We start from the raw sequence: 18216 nt of genomic DNA, 5'->3' as shown, positions 1-18216 counted from the left end.
CCCGCCCACGAGCCACCAGGAGACGTCGTGACCAGCCCGGACGCACCGGCGCTCATCGTCGGACTCGGCAACCCCGGCCCGCGCTACGCGGGCAACCGGCACAACATCGGCTTCCTGGTCGCCGACGAGCTCGCCGACCGGATCGGCGGCTCGTTCAAGGCGCACAAGTCCGGCGGCGAGATCGTCGAGGGACGGCTGCGGGACCGGCGGGTGGTGCTGCTCAAGCCCCGCTCGTACATGAACCTCTCCGGCGGCCCGGTGTCCGGCGCCGCCAAGTTCTTCAAGACCACCCCGGATTCGGTGGTGGTCGTGCACGACGAGCTGGACCTGCCGTACGGCACGATCCGGCTCAAGCGCGGCGGCGGGAACAACGGCCACAACGGGCTGCGGTCCATCAGCAAGTCGCTGGGCACCAAGGACTACCTGCGGGTGCGGTTCGGCATCGACCGCCCGCCGGGCCGGATGGACCCCGCCGACTACGTGCTCAAGGACTTCTCCGGCGCCGAGCGCAAGGAGCTGGCCTACTTCGTCGACCGCTGCGCCGACGCCACCGAGGCGCTGGTCACCGACGGCCTGGAGTCGGCGCAGAACTCATTCCACTGAGCCCACGTGCGCGGCGGTGGCCGCCCGCTGGAGCTTGCCCGAGGGCGTCTTCGGCAACGTGCCCGGGGCCAGCACCACCACCGCGAACGGTCGCACGCCCACGGCGTCCACCACCCGCGCGGCGACCTCCTTGCGCAGCCGCTGCTCGGCGTCGGCGTCGCCGGCCAGCTTCGATTCCAGCACCACCGCGAAGCGCTCGCGGCGGCTGCCCGCGTCGAGCCGGACCGCGGCGGCGTTGCCGGGCCGCACGCCCTCGACCGCGCCGACCGCGCGTTCGACGTCCACCGGGTACAGGTTGCGCCCACCCATGATGATCACGTCCTTGCGGCGACCGCAGATCACCACCTGCCCGTCCACCAGGTAGCCCTCGTCGCCGGTGTCCAGCCAGCCCGCCTCGTCCTGGGCGGCGCGCGGCCCGTCCACCGCGAGGTAGCCGGGGGTGACCGCCGCGCCCCGGACCCGCAGCCGCCCCACGCCGCGCTCGCCGAGCCGGGTGCCCGCGTCGTCGACCACCTCCACCTCCAGTCCGGGCAGCGGCGCACCGAGCAGCGCGAACTCCCGGGACCGGCCGGTGCTCGCCGGTTCGGCCCGGCCGCGCCCGAGCTCGTCGGGGTCCACGACGTCGACCTCCAGCCCCCGGTCCCGGGGCGCGATGGACACCGCCAGCGTCGCCTCGGCCATCCCGAAGGCCGCCACCACGCAGGACTCCCGCAGCCCGAACCGGGCGCCCGCCTCGGTGAACCCGCGCACCGCGTCGGGGTCGATGGGTTCCGCGCCGTTGAGCGCGAAGCGCATCGTGCTCAGGTCGAACACGCCGTCCTCGGCGCTCCCGAGCCGGCGCCCGACGACGGCGTAGGCGAAGTTCGGCGCCGCGGTGATGGTGCCGCCGTAGCGGGTGATCAGCTCCGGCCACAGCAACGGCCGGGCCAGGAAGTCCGCCGGGGTGACCTTGACGACCTCGATCCCGGTGGCCATCGGCACCGTCAGCAGCCCGACCATGCCCATGTCGTGGAACAGCGGCAGCCAGGAGACCATCACGTCGGTGGCCGGGTCCAGCGCGGCGGATTCGACCATCGCGCGCATGTTCGCGTGCAGGTTGCCGTGGGTGATCCGGACCGCCTTGGGGGCGGCGGTGGAGCCGCTGGTGAGCTGGAGCAGCGCGGTGGCGTCCTCGTCGACCGGCACCGGCCGGGGCAGCGGCGTGGCGTCGGTGGCGGCCAGCGCGGCGAGGTCGCGGTGGGCGATGCCGTGCTCGTCGAGCACCCCGGCCAGCTCGTCGAACGGCGGTCCGAGCAGCACCAGGTGCGCGTCGATCATGCGCAGGGTGCGGACGGTGTCCTCGGCCCACTGCCCGAGATCGGTGCGGGCGGTGGGCTGGTGCAGCATCGTGACGCTGCCACCGCCGAGCCAGGTGGCCTGCACGGCGGCGGCGATCAGCGCGGGGTCGGCGGCCAGGATCGCCACCGAGGCGCCGGGGCGGAGGTCGTCGCCGAGCGCTCCGGCCAGCCGCAGCGCCTCGGCGTGCACCCGGCCCCAGGTGCGGCGCACCGGTCGGTCGGGCTCACCGGTGGTGATGCCGCGTGCGCCGTCCCCGGCGTTGTCGAGCGCCGTCGCCACCAGGGCATCCACGAACCGACTCATACGGGCAGCTTAAGCGCGCAAAGTCCACCCGTCAGGATGACGCGGAGGTCGGGGTCGACGCAGTCCGTCGAGAACGCGCTCCCGGAGTTCCGCCGATGGGGCAGCGGGGTCACCGCACGGCGGGACGGGGGGCGTGCCCGAGAACTCGCTCCGGTAGCCGACGAGCGACCCTGGCCCAGCGGGGCGGCGCCGCCGACCCGGGCGCGTCCGCCAGCAGATCACCCCGGCACCACGCGACCCGAACCCCGCGCATCACCCGAAATCGCCATAGGTGAGGGGCACTCCCCGGTGTCGGCTGCGGCGCGGCGTCTCGCCGGTGCCGACGCGAGGTCGTGAGCTGGTGGTGAGTGAGGGGCACCTTCATCCGGCATGGTCGGATGAAGGTGCCCCTCACTCAGTTCCCGGACGGGTGGCGCGGCGGAGGCCGGTTCCGGCTCTGCGTGGGTTCGGGCGGCGTGGTGGCGATCGCGGACCCGGCGCTCACGGGCGGGATTCGATCCGCGCCAGGTAGTCGCGGATGATCGCGAGGTACTCGCCGCGCAGCGGTTCGGCTTCGAGGTAGCCCATGTGGGCCGCGCCGGGCTGCGTGACGTGCTCGGCGTCCGGGATCCGGCGGGCGATGTCGGCGAGGTGGGCGGGAACGCATTCGTCGAACTCCCCGCCGAGCACCAGGGTGGGCACCCGGATCCGGTCGAGTTCGTCGAAGACGTCCCACTCCCGGAGGGTCCCCGTGACGTGGTAGTCCGCGTGCCCGACCAGCGTCCGGAACGTCGTCGCGCTCATGCGCGCCGGGTCGAGGTGCACCGCGGCGGTGCGCACGACGCAGGCGCGCAGGTACTCCTCCTGCGCGACCCGGTAATCCGGGTCGTCGGTCGCCCCGCGCAGTTCCCGGCCGAAGGTGCGGTCCAGCACCTCGCCGGGCAGCGCGGCCAGCAGGTCGCGGACCTCCCGCTGGAACCGGGGCACGCTCGCCACGCCGTTGGCGCAGACGAGGCTCGTCCAGTCGGGCGCCCGCTGCGCGGCGAACTGGAGACCGAGCATGGCTCCCCAGGAGTGGCCGTAGACGTGCGGGCGGTCCAGGCCCAGGCCGTCGACCACCGCGCCGAGCTCGTCGAGGAAGCGATCCACCACCAGAAGCGAGGGCTCGTCGATCGGGTCGGAACGCCCCACCCCGAGCTGGTCGTACCAGATGACCTCGCGCTCCCGCGCGAGCGGCTCGAACGCCTCGAACAGCGGATCGCTCGGATAGCCCGGTCCACCGTGGACGAGCAGGAGCGGCACGCCGCCACCGCCCATCCGGCGGTACCAGACCTCCCCGCCCGGCACCCGGACCTTGCCTTCGACCACGTTCCACCTCCCCGGCCGGCGCGATCCCGCGCTCGATGATCAGGCTAGGGAGGCGAGCCGCCGAGGACGAGTCTTGTCCTGCCGGGCGGCTTCCGGCAGGCGCCGAGGTGCGCTCGGATCACCCCGCCTCGTGGAGGTGGCCGTCGGCGAGGTGCAGGCGGCGGGTGATGCCGATCCCGGCGAGGAAGCGCTCGTCGTGGCTGACCACGACGAAGGCCCCCTCGTAGGCGTTGAGCGCGCTCTCCAGCTGGCCGACGCTGACCAGGTCGAGGTTGTTCGTCGGCTCGTCCAGCAGCAGCAGTTGCGGCGCGGGTTCGGCGTGCAGGACGCAGGCGAGGGTCGCCCGCAGCCGTTCGCCGCCGGAGAGCACGCCGGCCGGCAGGTGGATCCGGTCCCCGCGGAACAGGAACCGGGCGAGCAGGTGCCGCCGCCGCGTGGCGTCCAGCTCCGGGGCCGCGGCGTCCAGGTTCTCCGCGACGGTGCGGGTCGGGTCGAGCAGGTCGAGGCGCTGCGACAGCGACGCGATCCGGCCGTCGACGCGGGTCGCCGCCCCCTCCTCCGGCTCGCGCTGCCCGCCGATCAACCGGAGCAGGGTCGACTTCCCCGCGCCGTTCGGGCCGGTGAGCGCGATCCGCTCCGGCCCCCGGATCGCCAGGTCGCCGGTGAGCAGGTCGCGCCCGCCGCCGCGGAGGCGCAGGTCCTCGCCGAGGAATACCGTGCGTCCCGCCGGGACCCGGGTCCGGGGCAGCTCCAGCGCGAGCCGGTCGTCCTCCCGCGCCGCCCGGTCCGCCTCGTCGCGCCGCGCCTGGGCATCGACGACCCGCGCCGAGTGCACGTCGTCGGCCTTGCCCGCCGACTCCTGGGCGCGCCGCTTCATGGCGCCGGCGACGATCTTGGGCAGCCCGGCGCTGGCGATGTTGCGCGCCGCCGTGCCGGACCGCCGCTGGGCCCGCTCGCGGGCCTGCTGCCGCTCCCGCTTCTCCCGCTTGAGGTCCTGCTCGGCGTTGCGGAGGTTCTTCTCGACCACCTCCCGCTCCGCGCGCACGGCCTCCTGGTACTCGGTGAAGTTCCCGCCGTAGGTGCGGACACCGTCGCGGGAGAGCTCGGCGATGCGGTCCACCCGGTCCAGCAGCTCGCGGTCGTGGCTGACCACGAGCAGGCAGCCGGTCCAGTCGTCGAGCGCCGCGTGCAGCCTGCGCCTGGCGTCCCGGTCGAGGTTGTTGGTCGGCTCGTCGAGCAGCAGCACGTCGGGCCGCTTGAGCAACTGCGCGGCGAGCCCGAGCGAGACGACCTGGCCGCCGCTGAGGGTGTCGAGCCGCCGGGTCGGCTCGACGTCGCCGAGGCCGAGCCGGTCGAGCTGGGCGCGGGTGCGCTCCTCGACGTCCCAGTCGTTGCCGATCGCGGTGAAGTGCTCCTCGGCGACGTCACCGGATTCGACCGCGTGCAGCGCGCGGAGCACCGGGGCGATGCCCAGCGCCTCGGCGACGGTCAGATCGCCGTCGAACGGCAGGGTCTGCGGCAGGTAGCCGACCACACCGGTCGCCGACACCGACCCGCCCCGGGGCCGGAGCTCCCCGGCGATCAGCTTGAGCAGCGTGGTCTTCCCGGCACCGTTGGGCGCCACCAGGCCGGTGCGGCCGACGCCCGCGGTGAAGGTCAGGTCGTCGAAGACCGGGGTGTCGTCGGGCCAGGAGAAGAAGAGGTTCGAGCAGATGACATCGGACATGCGAGAGCCCTCGGGTGCGATGCGGGCGCGCCGGAGCCGCCCGGGAGGAACAGGAGATGTGCGGCGAGGAGGCCACGGCGGCTGCGCTCAACGCGCGCCTGCCTGCGGCCGGACACGTCCGGGCTCACCCGGAGATGTCGTCGTCTCCCAGCACGTCGGCACTCCCTCATCCGGAACCACTCGCACGGCGACGCTACCAGCCGCCCACCCCAGCGCTCGAACGGTTTTCCGCCGACCCGACCACCGCCGACCACCGAACCACCGCGCTTCACCCATCGGGACCACGAGTGAGGGGCACCCTTGCCCAACACACTGGGACAAGGGTGCCCCTCACTCACGGCACAACCACCCGAACGGGCAACAACGCCCCAACCACACCCGGACGTCAAAGACGAAGGGCTGCGCGCCAAGCACGCCGGAACCCCGTCAGGCAAGCGGCGCGAGCCGCTTCCGCACTACCCCACCCTCGCAGCTTGCACCGCCGCGGGTTCTCAGCTGTCTTCTCGCGAGGACGCCCTGATGCCGTGTATTGGCGATCCATCAAGAAGGGCGCCCGGAGCGAGAAGGCCGCTGAGGTTCCGCCACCGGCACCCCCAAGCAACGGGACCACCACAAAGAACAGATCAACCGAGGGAGTCTGCTAGTTCCATCCAGCGCGACTCCACCTCGTCCTTCTCCTCGCCCAGAGCTTGGAGCTGGGAGTTGAGCTCGGGGAGGCGGTCGGGGTCGGTGGCGGCCTCGGCGAGGCGCTGGTGCAGTTCCTGCTCGCGTTCGGCGAGCTTGTCCAGCCGCCGTTCGCAGCGGGCCAGCTCCTTGCGCGCGGCGTGCTCCTCGGCGCCGGACAGGCCGGTGGGCTTGACCGCGTCGGAGGCCTGCTTGCCCGAGGACGCCGCGGCCGCGAGCAGCGAGCGCCGCCGCTGGAGGTACTCGTCGATGCCGCCGGGCAGGTGGGTGAGCCCGCCGTCGCCGAACAGCGCGTACACGCTGTCGCAGACCCGCTCCACCAGGTAGCGGTCGTGGGAGACGACCACCAAGGTTCCGGCCCAGCCGTCCAGCAGGTCTTCGAGCTGCTGGAGGGTGTCGATGTCGAGGTCGTTGGTCGGTTCGTCGAGCACCAGCACGTTGGGCTCGCCCATGAGCAGCCGGGCGAGCTGCAACCGGCGCCGCTCGCCGCCGGAGAGGTCGCCGACCGGCGTCCACTGCCTGCCCTTGCCGAAGCCGAAGCGCTCGCCGAGCTGCGACGCGGTCAGCTCGTACTTGCCGAGGGTGGTGCGCTCGGCGACGTCCTCGATCGCCTCCAGCACCCGCCAGTCGCCCGGCAGGTCGTGCAGTTCCTGGGTGAGGTGCGCCAGCCGCACGGTCTTGCCCTCGATGCGCCGCCCGGCGTCCGGCGCCCGCTCCCCCGCCAGCAGCCTGAGCAGCGTGGTCTTGCCGGAACCGTTGACGCCGACCAGGCCGATGCGGTCACCCGGCCCGATCCGCCAGGTGAGGTCGCGCAGCAGCGTCCGCCCGGCCACCGACACGTCGACGTTCTCGAGTTCCAGCACCGTCTTGCCGAGCCGGCGCTTGGCGAACGACACCAGCTCCACGGTGTCGCGGGGCGGCGGGACGTCGGCGATCAGGGCCTCGGCGGCCTCGATCCGGAAGCGCGGTTTGGAGGTCCGCGCCTTGGCGCCGCGCTGCAACCAGGCCAGCTCCTTGCGGGCCAGGTTCTGCCGCTTCTCCTCGGCCTGCTGGGCCAGTCGCGCGCGCTCGGCGCGGGCGAAGATCCAGTCCGCGTAGCCGCCCTCGTACTGCTCGACCTGCCCCCGGGTGACCTCCCAGGTGCGATTGCAGACGGTGTCCAGGAACCACCGGTCGTGGGTGACGATCACCAGCGCGCAGCGGCGTTCCAGCAGGTGGTCGGCCAGCCAGCGGACGCCCTCCACGTCCAGGTGGTTGGTGGGCTCGTCGAGCACCAGCAGGTCCAGGTCGCGCACCAGCGCGGCGGCCAGCGCGACCCGGCGCCGCTCCCCGCCGGAGAAGTCGGCGACCGGCGTGTCCAGCCCCAGCCGGGTCATGCCGAGGCCGTCGAGGACGTTGCGCACCTTCGGGTCTGCGGCCCACTCGTGCTCGGCGGCGAAGCCGTGCGGGTCGAGCACGGCGTTGCGCACCGTGGCGCCGTCGGGGAGTTCGGTGCGCTGGGTCACCACCGCCATCCGCAGGTCGCGGGAGTGGCTGACCCGACCGGTGTCCGGTTGCTCCAGCCCGGACAGCACCTCCAGCAGCGTCGTCTTGCCGCCGCCGTTGAGCCCGACGACCCCGATGCGGTCCCCTTCGCCGACGCCCAGCGAGACGGCGTCCAGCAGCGGCCGGATGCCGTAGCTCTTGCTCACCGACTCCAGATTGATCAGATTCGCCATCGCGGGGTCGTTCTCTCCATCGCTGGGGGTTCTTCCAGGGCGCACCGCTGCCGGCGCGGACCTCGGGCGGGTCCGCGCTCCCGGAGCGGTGCGGTCAGGCGTGCACCTGGGGCGGTGTCGGCTTGTCGGCGCGGTCGTCGGAGACCACGCGGGCGCCGGGCACCGGCCCCTGCGCCACCCGCACGGTCCGGCACACCCCGGCGCCGGAGAGCTCGGCGGCCACCCGGACCGCGGCCTCCCCGTCGGTGCACAGGAACGCGCAGGTCGGGCCGGAACCGGACACGATCCCGGCCAGCGCACCGGCCTGCACCCCGGCGCGCAGCGTCCGGCGCAGTCCCGGGCGCAGCGACACCGCCGAGGCCTGCAGGTCGTTGCCCAGCAGCAGGGCGAGCTGCCGGGGATCACCGGAGGCCAGCGCCTCCAGCAGCGGCTCCACCTCGCCGACCCGGCTGTGGCCGGACTCGCCGCGCAGCCGGTCCAGTTCGCCGTAGACGGCGGGGGTCTCCAGCCCGCGCTTGTCCAGCGCGATCACCCAGTGGAAGGTGTGCCGGGCCAGCACCGGGACCAGCCGCTCGCCGCGCCCGGTGCCCAGCGCGGTGCCGCCCTGCAAGGAGAACGGCACGTCGCTGCCCAGCTCGGCGGCCAGCGCGCCGAGCTCGTCGCGCCCCATCTCCAGGCGCCACACCGCGTTGAGCGCCAGCAGGGTCGCGGCGGCGTCGGCGCTGCCCCCGGCCATGCCACCGGCCACCGGGATGCCCTTGTTGATCGTCAGCGCGACGCCGGGCTCCTCCGGATCGCGGTCGCTGCGCTCGGCGAGCAACCGGACCGCCTTCCAGGCCAGGTTGCTCGGACCGGTGGGCACCGAATCAGCGCCCTCCCCGTGCACTTCGATCGTCGGTTCGTCCGCGGGGACGACGGTGACCTCGTCGGTCAGCGACAACGCCTGGAAGACGGTGACCAGCTCGTGGTAGCCGTCCGGCCGGGCGTCACCGACCGCCAGGTGCAGGTTCACCTTGGCCGGGACTCGGACGGTGATGGGTGTTGGAACCACGGAGAGCACCCTTGCAGCGTACGTGTCCGGGCCAGCCCGGTGCCGACTCAGTGGACAACGGGCGCGGTGCCGGTGGCGAGGCCGCAGCGGCCCCCTCGCTCTGGGCATCCTCCCGAGGGGCCGCCGTTGCCCGCGGTACCGCGGGCGATCAGCGGGCGGGGACGACCGCCACGCCGCCGTACTCCTGGTCGATGAACTGCTCGACCTCCGGCGACCGCAGCAGCTCGGCGAGCTTGGCGATCCGCGGGTCGTCGGCCATCCGCGGGCTGGTCACCAGGCCGTTGGCGTACGGGCTGCCCTCCGCCGACTCCACGAAGACCGGGTCCTGCAACCCCGCCTTGACCGCGTAGTTGCCGTTGACCACGGCGGCGGCGGAGTCCTCGACGGTGCGCGGGAGCTGGTCCGGCGAGAGGTCCTTGAGCTGGAGCTGCCGCGGGTTGTCCGCGACCGCCTCGGCCAGCCGGGTGCCCACCGCGGCCTCCGGCTTCAGGGTGATCAGGCCCGCGTTCTCCAGCAGCTTCAGCGCCCGGAACTGGTTGGCCGGGTCGTTGGGCAGGGTGATCACCGAGCCGTTCGGGATCTGCTCCGGGGTGTCGTGGTCCTTGGAGTACATCGCCAGCGGCTCCAGGTGGACCGGCTCGACCCACACCAGCTCCGTCCCGCCGTGCTGCGCCTGGTAGTTCTCCAGGTACGGCTGGTGCTGGAAGTAGTTCGCGTCCAGCTCGCCGTGCTGCAGCGCCTCGTTCGGGCGGATGTAGTCGTTGAACTGCTCGATCTCCAGGTCGATCCCGGCCTGCTGGGCGAGGTTGTCGTCCACGTACTCCAGGATCTCGCCGTGCGGCGTCGGGCTGACGCCGACCTTCAGCGGGGCGTTGGGGTCCTCGGCGGCCTCGGTGCCGCCGCCCCCGCACGCGGTCAGGGCCAGGGCCGCACCGGCCACCAGGGCGACGAGTCGTACACGCATCAGGGTTGTCCTTCCGGATTCGGGGGTTCGAGGCGGGCCGGGATCGCCGGCCGCGCCCCGCGGGTGACCGCGCACTCAGCCGATGGCGGTGCGCCTGCGGTCGACGGCCTTGGCGGTGATGTCGGTGGCGAGCTGCATCGCGAAGGCGAGCACCCCGAGGACCACGACCGAGCCCCAGAGGAGGCGGTCGTCGAAGCCCTGGTAGCCGTCCTGGATCGCGGTGGTGCCCAGCCCGCCGCCGCCGATGGCGCCGGCCATCGCGGCGTAGCCGATCAGCGCCACGGCGGTGACCCCGACCGCGCCGACCAGCGCGGCCCGGGCCTCGCCGAGCAGGACGGTCCACACGATCCGCAACCGGCCCGCGCCGGTGGTCACCGCCGCCTCGACCGCGGTGAAGCTCACCTCGCGCACCGCGTTCTGGGTCAACCGGGCGAAGAACGGGACGGCCCCGATGGTCAGCGGCACGATCACCGCCGTGCTGCCGATCGAGGTGCCGATCAGCAGCCGGGTGAACGACGCCAGCACCACCAGCAGCACCACGAACGGCACCGACCGGACGACGTCGACGATCACGCCGAGCACCCGGTACAGCCCGGGCTTCGGGTTCAGCCCGACCGGTGAGGTCAGGTGCAGCAGCACGCCCAGCGGCAGTCCGCCGAGCACCGCCAGCACCGTCGAGACCGCCACCATGTAGAGCGTTTCGACCGTCGCTCCACCCAGGACTTCCAGGACCTCCGACCAGGGGGTCGCATCACTCACGCCGCAGCAACTCCGTCAACGCTCACGGGGGCGCGGCGCACGTGCGCATCGCGCTCCACCATCCACTTCAGGGCCTGCTCGGCGCGCTCGCCGGTCAGGCCGACCTTGAACTTGGCGACCGGGGTGTCGCCGAGCCGGGTCAGGCCGCCGCCGAGGATCGACAGCTCGACACCGAACCGGCTGGATGCCTCGGGCAGCAGGGCGCCGACCGCGGCGAAGCCGACCAGCACGACCTCGGCCACCACGTCGTGCCCGGACCCGGGCTTGAGGGAACCGGCCTGGTCGGTCTCCGGCAGCAGCGAGGAGCTGATCCGGCTGCCGGGCTCGGAGACCAGGTCCAGCACCTTGCCGTGCTCGACCACGCGACCGTCCTCCAGCACCGCGACGTCGTCGGCGATCCGGCGCACCACGGCCATGTCGTGGGTCACCACGAGCACCGTGACGCCCAGCTCGGAGCGCGCCCGGTCCAGGACCGCGAGCACCGAATCGGTGGTGGACGGGTCCAGCGCCGAGGTCGGTTCGTCGGCCAGCAGCACCGAGGGCTTGGCGGCCAGCGCGCGGGCCACCGCGATCCGCTGGCGCTGCCCGCCGGAGAGCTGGTCGGGGTAGACGCCTGCCTTGTCGCTGAGCCCGACAAGGTCCAGCAGCTCGGCGACGCGGGTGCGGCGCTGCGGCCCGGAGACCGCGGAGGCCTCCAGCGGCAGCGCGATGTTGCCCGCCGCGGTGCGCTGGCGCAGCAGTGAATCGCCCTGCGGCACCACGCCGATCTGGCGGCGCGCGGCGCGCAGCGCCTTGCCGTCCAGCGCGACGAGATCGGTGTCCTCGACCCGGATGGCCCCCGAGTCGGGCTTCTCCAGCAGTGCGATGCACCGCGCCAGGGTCGACTTGCCCGCGCCGCTGGCACCGACGACGCCGCACACCGCCCCGGACGGCACCTCCATGGACACGCCGTCGAGGGCCCAGACGGTGCCCCCGTTGTGCTGGAAGGACTTGGTGAGGTTCTCGACAGTGATCACGATTCGACTCCACATCAGCTCACGTCGCACGCGGCAACGAGCGGGGAAGGACGAGAAGACTTGCGCTGGGTCACATCTCGCGACGACAGGCGCTGGTGGTGCGGCGCCCGTGGTCGATGACGCGGCGCTGGGTCAGCAGCATCCGGATGTGGGCGCGCCGGGATCGCGACCGCCGGGCCGGGCGGGCCGGGCTCAGGGCGGCGGGCAGGCTTGGCGAGACCAGGTTCAGCACGATGGCTCCATCGGTCCTGGCGTTAGCACCTGCCCCATCGGGGTGGTTGCTGCGGCTTCGACGAGCCAGGTCTCTCGGCCGCTCGGGATGGATTTCCCGAATAGTAGAACCCATCGGTGGAGCCGAGGGCAAGTTGATATCGGTCACTATCCGAAATCGTCAACAGGATCACACCCCGGTTCGAGCGGGAATTTTTCCGCTCGAACCAGCGTTGTCGCTCACTCCGCGTAATGGATCTGCCGCCCGGCGCACACCGCTGAACGAGTGATCAGGCGCGGGACGCTTCGACGAGCCGGACGAAGTCGCCGATCCGCAACTGCTCCCCGCGCGCGGCCGGGTCGATCCCCGCGGCGCGCAGCAGCTCCTCCGCCCGGGGCGCCGATCCGGCCCAGCCGGACAGCGCCGCGCGCAACGTCTTGCGCCGCTGGGCGAACGCCGCGTCGACCACGCGGAAGACCTCTTCCCGGGGGATCGGCGACGGCGGCTCGACCCGCTCGAACGACACCAGCCCGGAATCCACGTTGGGTACCGGCCAGAACACCGATCGGGGGACCGGACCCGCGCGGCGCACGTCGGCGAACCACGCCGCCTTGACGCTCGGCACGCCGTAGACCCGGCTGCCGGGATCGGCGGCCATCCGGTCGGCCACCTCGGACTGCACCATCACCAGCCCGCGCCGCAGCTCCGGCAGCTCGGCCAGCAGGTGCAGCACCACCGGCACCGCCACGTTGTAGGGCAGGTTCGCCACCAAGGAAGTCGGCGGTTCGGCGAAGTCGCCGGCGCGCACCTTCAGCGCGTCCGCCCGCACCACCCGCAGCCGGTCGGCCAGCGCCGGGGCCTGCTCGCCGACCGTGCGAGGCAACCGCTCGGCGAGCACCGGGTCGATCTCCACCGCGGTGACGGCGCGGACGGCGGGCAGCAACCCCAGCGTCAGCGAACCGAGCCCGGGACCGACCTCCAGCACGACGTCCTCGGCACCGAGCCCGGCCGCGGCGACGATGCGCCGCACCGTGTTCGGGTCGTGCACGAAGTTCTGCCCGAGCTTCTTGGTCGGCCGGATGCCGAGTTCGCCGGCCAGCCGACGCACGTCGGCCGGGCCGAGCAGCGCCGCCTGCTGGTCCACCCGGAAAACGTACCCGGACCCGGCAACCCACCAACCCCGGGATCACACGGTGGAAGGTGTGGTGGCCGCTTTGCGTAGATGAGGGAAATACCCCTACAGCCCGAGCTGGCCGGAGCAGCTTGGCCAGGCCCCGTAGCCCCCGCGCGCGTCGCGCATCTTGGAGGCCACGGCGATCTGCTGCTCGCGGCTGGCCTGGTGCGGGTACTGCGCGTACTGGTCGCCGCCGTAGGCGTCCCAGGTGGACTTGTTGAACTGGAGCCCGCCGTAGTAGCCGTTGCCGGTGTTGATCGACCAGTTGCCGCCCGACTCGCACTCGGCCAGCTTGTCCCACACGCCGCTGTTCGGCGGTTCCTTGCCGCCGACCCGGACGACCCGGGGCTCGGCCTCCTTGATGACCCGCTCACCGACCACCTCGCGGTCGACCACCTCGCCGTTGCGGCTGGTCTCGCGGGTGAACACGACCTTCTCGCCGGGCGAGCCGGGCTTCTCGACCCGCTCCTCGCCCTTGAGCATCGAGTTGTCGACGATCTCCTCGACCGGCGGCGGGATCGGGACGGTCACGTTGACGACCGCGCTGCCCATCCGGTCGATGCGGATCTCGGCGCCGTCGGTGATCTTCTGGTCGCCGCCGGGGGTGATCCGGTCGTCCGGCCCGATCTTGAGGTTCTGCTCGCGGGCCAGCTCGTCGACGGTCACGGCGGTGGTGGTCAACTGCCGCGGCTGGTTGGCCCCGTCGAGGATGGTGATCTGCTTGGCGGTCTTGACCACCAGCTCCATGCCGTCGGCGGGCACCGCCATCGAGCCGCGCGCGGAGATCCAGGAGCCGTCGGTGGGCACGCCGAGCTGGCGCAGCGCCTGGTCGACGGTGACCGACCGGACCCATTCCTGGCGCTGCTCGCCGTCGACGGTGAGCGTGAGCTGGCGCCCCCGGTCGAGGGTGATGGTGTCGCCGTGGCCGACCTCGGCCTGCGGCGAGGGACTCAGCGCGTCGTGCTTGCCGACCTCGATGCCCTCGTCGGCCAGGACCTCGCCGACGGTGCCCTCGTAGGTGCTGACCGTCCGCTCCTTGCCGTCGACCTCGACGGTGACGGACTTGTCCATCGCGGCGGCGGCACCACCGGTGCTGGTCAGCGTGAGCAGCACGCCCGCGACGGCACCCTTGAGGAAGCGGCGCTTCCAGGTGGTGACGGCCTCGACGAGCTCCGGCTCGGGGAGCTGCTCCTCGCCTTCGGCCTCCGGCAGCACCAGCGGCGGGAGCACGACGGTCTCGGCGTTGATCAGCCGGATGACCTCGTCGACGTCGACCTCGGCCGTGGCCAGCATGTCCTCGGCGTCCGGGCCGAGCGCTTCGTAGATGTCCTCGGGCGTGATGTCCAGCGCGCCCGGCGGCAGGGTGGAGAGGTCCGCCGCGGGGAACTCGCCGGTCGCGTCACCGGGGTATCCGCCGGAGAAGTCGTGGAACGCGGTGCCGTCGGTCTCCGGGCGCTCCATGAGCCCGACCGCGGTGCGGGGTTCGGGCTCGCGCACCGGCGTGAACCAATCGGTGGCCGCGTCGAAGGGATCGGTCCAGTAGCCGTCGCTGGGGGCGCGGTGCGCGCCCCGGCCGGCATGACTGGGCTCGCCGAGTCCGTTCACAGGGTCGTTACCTCCCGAAGGCGGAAGTCGTGTCCGCGCGTTGATCGGCGGAGGGGGCGGGCGCACTGTTGTCGCGCACGTCCCTCCACTTCCGCGCGGCACGGAACCTTCGTGCTTCGCGTCTGCATCCGACTCCCGTAGCCGGCGCCGTCCTAGCGGACCGCGGAGCTCCGTTGCCCCGGTCCACTTCCCCGACGTACACCAGCGGCGACTAGCGGGCGTTCCCGTGACTGGCTTGTCATCGGTTACGAGGCCGAGACTCTAGCGTGATCAAACGGGCGGAGCCAAGGCCCCCGATCAGGGCTGTGACGTGAGTTACCCGCGAATGCCGAGCAACTCACCACGTTCGGTCACCGCGAAGCGGACGGTTGCTCCATTGGTGGCACGACGCCGGATTCGGCCGTTCCGAGCTGCCGCGGGCCCGCGAACGGCCCATTCCGCGGTGGCGGCGTTGCTGCTCGTGGACGACACCCGGCCCGCGCGCCCACGGCGCGCGGGCCGGTCGGCGCCGACTGCGCAGCGTGAACATCGACACTACCGAGCGGTGAACATCACATCCGTCAGCGCGGCAATCCGAGTTCCCGCGCGCACGCGGGCCAGGCGCCGTAACCGCCTTCCGCGCCCAGCAACCGCTCCGCGATGGCGATCTGCTGCTGGCGGGTGGCGCGGTGCGGGTAGTGCGCGTGCTCCGCGCCGCCGTAGGCGGACCAGGTGCCGCGGCTGAACTGGAGGCCGCCGTAGTAGCCGTTGCCGGAGTCGAGCGCCCAGCGGCCACCGGATTCGCACTCGGCGAGCCGGTTCCAGACGCGGTCGGGAGCGGGGGCCTGGGCCTGGGCTTGGGTGGTGGCGGCGGCGCCGGCGCACACCAGCAGCGCGGCCGCGGCGGCGGACCGTCGAACACGAGGGATCATCGTCGTCCTGACTGCCGTACCTCCGGGCGGCAGGACCTCCACGGGGGTGGAGTTCGGGGTCGCGTCCCGCGTCCCGGCTGTCGCCAGGGACGGTCGCCGACGGCTCCGGCAGCCGCAAACCGGCCCCGCGCCGACCGCGCTACCAGAAAACGTTCGGTGATCTCAGGCGGCCTCGGGGGACACCTGATCGAGGCGGAACACTCGCTCGGCCGTGGCGGACGTCGCCACGGTCAGTTCTTCGAGGCTCACACCGCGGAGTTCCGCGAGGTTCCGCAGGGTGTAATTGACGCAGTACGGCTCGTTCGGCCGACCGCGGTGCGGGTGCGGGGTGAGGAACGGCGCGTCGGTCTCCACCAGCATCTGCTCCACCGGCACCACCGCCGCCGCCGCGCGGACCCCCGCGGCGTTGCGGAAGGTCGCGGTGCCCGCGAAGGACAGCACGTAGCCCTCGGCCACGCAGGCGCGGGCGAACTCCTCGTCCCCGGAGAAGCAGTGGAACACCACGGTCTCCGGCGCGCCCTCCTCGGCCAGGATCCGCAGCACGTCCTGGTGGGCGTCCCGGTCGTGGATCATCAGCGGCTTCCCGCTGCGCTTGGCCAGGTCGATGTGCCAGCGGAACGCCTCCTGCTGCGGCTCCGGCGGCGAGAAGTCCCAGTAGTAGTCCAGCCCGGTCTCGCCGACCGCGACCACCCTCGGGTGCTCCACCAGTTCCGCCAGCACCGCCCGGTCGGCGTCGTCGAAGTCCTTGGTCCGGGTCGGGTGCAGCGCGACCGCCGCGAAGACCCGCTCGTCCCAGTCGGCCGCCCGCACCGCCCAGCGCGCCGAGTCGATGTCGTCGGCCACCGTGACCACCCGGCCGACTCCGGCCGCTTCGGCGCGGTCGACGATGGCGCGCACCGAGTCGGCGTCGGTGGCCCCGCAGGCGTCCAGGTGCGTGTGCGCGTCGACCGCCGGGACGGGCAGCGCCTCGGGCACCGGCGGCAGTTCCTTCTTGCCCACGTCTCAGCCCTCGATCGGCGCCCACTCCGGGCCGGTCTCGCCGAGCGCCGGGTCGAGCTTGGAGAACACCGGGCTGGGCTTGCTCAGCGGGCGGCCGACCTCGACCTCCACCGACCGCCACGCCGCCTGCTCCGCGGCGTAATCGCCCATGAGCACCGGGTATTCGATCGCCGGATCGTCCAGATCGGACACTTCGCGGATCTCCGGCTGCGCCGACCAGGTGCCGGTGCCGCCGAGCAGCTCGTGCACCCGCTGCGCCGAGTGCGGCAGGAACGGGGTCAGCAGCGCGTTGGAGTCGGAGACCACCTGCAGCGCGGTGTGCAGCACGGCGTCCCGGCGGTCCGGGTCCTCCTTGAGCTTCCACGGCTCCTGGTCGGACAGGTACTTGTTGGCCGCCGAGACGACCCGCATCGCCTCCTGCGCGGCCTGCTTGAACCGGGACCGCCGGAGGTGCCCGCCGACCACGTCGAACGCGCCCCGGGACAGGGCCTTGAGCTCCTCGTCGGCGGGGGCGGGCGCGGTCGGCGCGGGGATCGCGCCGTTGTTCTTGGCCGCCATCGAGATCGACCGGTTGACCAGGTTGCCCCACTCGTTGGCCAGCTCGAAGTTGGTCCGGCGGACGAACTCGTCCCAGGTGAAGTCGGTGTCCTGGTTCTCCGGGCCCGCCACCGAGATGAAGTAGCGCAGCGCGTCCGGGCCGAACTCGCGCAGGAAGTCCCGCACGTAGATCACCGTGCCGCGCGAGGTGGAGAACTTCGAGCCGCTCATGGTGAGGAACTCGCTGGAGACGATCTCGTCGGGCAGGTTCAGCCGACCGAACGGGCCGACCTCGCCGCCCTTGTCGCCCTGCCCGTTGTGCCCCATCAGCAGCGCGGGCCAGATCTGGGCGTGGAAGGTGATGTTGTCCTTGCCCATGAAGTAGTAGCCGGTCGCCGACGGGTCGGTCCACCACTGCTTCCAGGCATCCGGGTCACCGCTGCGGCGGGCCCACTCCACGCTGGCCGAGAAGTAGCCGATCACCGCGTCGAACCAGACGTAGAACCGCTTCATCGGGTGATCGCGCCAGCCGTCCAGCGGGATCGGCACGCCCCAGTCCAGGTCGCGGCTGATCGGGCGCGGGCGCATGTCCTCGACCAGGTTGGTGGCGAACTTCAGCACGTTCGGCCGCCAGTCGGTGCGGGTGGACAGCCAGCCGCCCAGCGCCTCGGTGAACGCGGGCAGGTCGAGGAACAGGTGCTCGGTCTCGACGAACTCCGGCTTCTCGCCGTTGACCCGGGACACCGGGTTGATCAGGTCCGCCGGGTCGAGCTGGTTGCCGCAGTTGTCGCACTGGTCGCCGCGCGCGCCGTCGGAACCGCACAGCGGGCAGGTGCCCTCGATGTAGCGGTCGGGCAGCGTGCGGCCGGTGGACGGGCTGATCGCCCCGGTGGTCGTCTTGGGCACCACGTAGCCGTTGCGGTACAGCGCCAGGAACAGGTCCTGCACGATCCGGTAGTGGTTGCCGGTGGTGGTGCGGGTGAACAGGTCGTAGGACAGCCCGAGGCCCTGGAGGTCCTCGGTGATCACCCGGTTGTACTTGTCGGCGAGCTGGCGGGTGGAAAGCCCCTCCTTCTCGGCCTGCACCGAGATCGGGGTGCCGTGCTCGTCGGTACCCGACACCATGAGCACCCGGTTGCCCGCCATCCGCTGGTAGCGCGAGAAGACGTCGGAGGGCACACCGAAACCGGAGACGTGGCCGATGTGCCGAGGACCGTTGGCGTAGGGCCAGGCCACAGCGGTCAACACAGAGGCGCTCATGGGTCCAGCC

At 72.5% G+C, this 18216-nt stretch carries 15 protein-coding genes and 1 riboswitch; of the genes, 1 reads left to right on the top strand and 14 read right to left on the bottom strand.

Going from position 1 to position 18216, the window contains the following annotated elements:
- The first annotated feature begins 27 nt into the window (after positions 1-27).
- Complete coding sequence (gene pth / locus ACQP0T_RS03920) at positions 28-603, top strand: aminoacyl-tRNA hydrolase (RefSeq protein WP_433871344.1); 576 nt, start codon at positions 28-30, stop codon at positions 601-603.
- Here pth and ACQP0T_RS03915 read toward each other — a convergent pair.
- The 14 genes from ACQP0T_RS03915 to metG all read right to left on the bottom strand — a co-directional run bounded on the left by ACQP0T_RS03915 (position 592) and on the right by metG (position 18206).
- A complete protein-coding gene (locus ACQP0T_RS03915) occupies positions 592-2244 on the bottom strand; it encodes a fatty acyl-AMP ligase (RefSeq protein WP_433871343.1) in 1653 nt (550 codons plus the stop codon). The genes pth and ACQP0T_RS03915 overlap by 12 nt on opposite strands.
- A 480-nt stretch (positions 2245-2724) precedes the next feature.
- Entirely contained in the window at positions 2725-3591 is an 867-nt protein-coding gene (locus ACQP0T_RS03910) for a proline iminopeptidase-family hydrolase (protein ID WP_433871342.1), read from the bottom strand.
- Between the two features lie 118 nt (positions 3592-3709).
- Positions 3710-5317 carry an ABC-F family ATP-binding cassette domain-containing protein gene (locus tag ACQP0T_RS03905; protein ID WP_433871341.1) on the bottom strand — a complete coding sequence of 536 codons (1608 nt, stop codon included), beginning with the start codon at positions 5315-5317 and terminating at the stop codon, positions 3710-3712.
- 623 nt (positions 5318-5940) lie between these two features.
- On the bottom strand, positions 5941-7719 hold the full coding sequence (locus ACQP0T_RS03900) for an ABC-F family ATP-binding cassette domain-containing protein (RefSeq protein ID WP_433871340.1): 1779 nt from the start codon (positions 7717-7719) through the stop codon (positions 5941-5943).
- A gap of 94 nt (positions 7720-7813) precedes the next feature.
- Entirely contained in the window at positions 7814-8770 is a 957-nt protein-coding gene (locus ACQP0T_RS03895; RefSeq protein ID WP_433871339.1) for a 4-(cytidine 5'-diphospho)-2-C-methyl-D-erythritol kinase, read from the bottom strand.
- Positions 8771-8918: 148 nt separating this feature from the next.
- Complete coding sequence (locus tag ACQP0T_RS03890) at positions 8919-9734, bottom strand: MetQ/NlpA family ABC transporter substrate-binding protein (protein WP_433871338.1); 816 nt, start codon at positions 9732-9734, stop codon at positions 8919-8921.
- 75 nt (positions 9735-9809) lie between these two features.
- The gene (locus ACQP0T_RS03885; protein WP_433871337.1) at positions 9810-10493 is read right to left on the bottom strand and encodes a methionine ABC transporter permease; all 684 of its coding nucleotides are present in this window, start codon (positions 10491-10493) and stop codon (positions 9810-9812) included.
- Positions 10490-11509 carry a methionine ABC transporter ATP-binding protein gene (locus tag ACQP0T_RS03880; RefSeq protein ID WP_433871336.1) on the bottom strand — a complete coding sequence of 340 codons (1020 nt, stop codon included), beginning with the start codon at positions 11507-11509 and terminating at the stop codon, positions 10490-10492. Before ACQP0T_RS03880 ends, ACQP0T_RS03885 begins: the two co-directional genes overlap by 4 nt.
- 70 nt (positions 11510-11579) lie before the next feature.
- Positions 11580-11741, bottom strand: coding sequence for a hypothetical protein (locus ACQP0T_RS03875; protein ID WP_433871335.1), 162 nt, complete (start codon positions 11739-11741; stop codon positions 11580-11582).
- A 4-nt stretch (positions 11742-11745) separates the two neighbouring features.
- A riboswitch (SAM riboswitch) is annotated at positions 11746-11835 on the bottom strand.
- Positions 11836-12009: 174 nt separating this feature from the next.
- Complete coding sequence (gene rsmA / locus ACQP0T_RS03870; protein ID WP_433871334.1) at positions 12010-12864, bottom strand: 16S rRNA (adenine(1518)-N(6)/adenine(1519)-N(6))-dimethyltransferase RsmA; 855 nt, start codon at positions 12862-12864, stop codon at positions 12010-12012.
- Between the two features lie 93 nt (positions 12865-12957).
- Complete coding sequence (locus ACQP0T_RS03865; RefSeq protein WP_433871333.1) at positions 12958-14499, bottom strand: transglycosylase family protein; 1542 nt, start codon at positions 14497-14499, stop codon at positions 12958-12960.
- 560 nt (positions 14500-15059) lie between these two features.
- The gene (locus ACQP0T_RS03860; protein ID WP_433871332.1) at positions 15060-15410 is read right to left on the bottom strand and encodes a transglycosylase family protein; all 351 of its coding nucleotides are present in this window, start codon (positions 15408-15410) and stop codon (positions 15060-15062) included.
- Between the two features lie 162 nt (positions 15411-15572).
- Positions 15573-16409, bottom strand: coding sequence for a TatD family hydrolase (locus ACQP0T_RS03855; protein ID WP_433871331.1), 837 nt, complete (start codon positions 16407-16409; stop codon positions 15573-15575).
- A 3-nt stretch (positions 16410-16412) separates the two neighbouring features.
- The gene (gene metG, locus ACQP0T_RS03850; RefSeq protein WP_433871330.1) at positions 16413-18206 is read right to left on the bottom strand and encodes a methionine--tRNA ligase; all 1794 of its coding nucleotides are present in this window, start codon (positions 18204-18206) and stop codon (positions 16413-16415) included.
- Positions 18207-18216 lie beyond the last annotated feature (10 nt).

The organism is Saccharopolyspora sp. CA-218241 (assembly GCF_050954615.1).
In the GTDB taxonomy this organism is placed as follows: Bacteria; Actinomycetota; Actinomycetes; order Mycobacteriales; family Pseudonocardiaceae; genus Saccharopolyspora; species Saccharopolyspora cebuensis.
The sequence above is the reverse complement of the archived record's forward strand: the minus strand, read 5'-3'. Positions and strand labels throughout refer to the sequence as shown.

Excerpts from the sequence above, each read along its gene's own strand:
- ACQP0T_RS03860 (WP_433871332.1), bottom strand. The coding sequence starts at position 15,410 with ATGATCCCTCGTGTTCGACGGTCCGCCGCCGCGGCCGCGCTGCTGGTG.
- ACQP0T_RS03905 (WP_433871341.1), bottom strand. The coding sequence starts at position 5,317 with ATGTCCGATGTCATCTGCTCGAACCTCTTCTTCTCCTGGCCCGACGAC.
- ACQP0T_RS03900 (WP_433871340.1), bottom strand. The coding sequence starts at position 7,719 with ATGGCGAATCTGATCAATCTGGAGTCGGTGAGCAAGAGCTACGGCATC.
- ACQP0T_RS03915 (WP_433871343.1), bottom strand. The coding sequence starts at position 2,244 with ATGAGTCGGTTCGTGGATGCCCTGGTGGCGACGGCGCTCGACAACGCC.
- ACQP0T_RS03890 (WP_433871338.1), bottom strand. The coding sequence starts at position 9,734 with ATGCGTGTACGACTCGTCGCCCTGGTGGCCGGTGCGGCCCTGGCCCTG.
- metG (WP_433871330.1), bottom strand. The coding sequence starts at position 18,206 with ATGAGCGCCTCTGTGTTGACCGCTGTGGCCTGGCCCTACGCCAACGGT.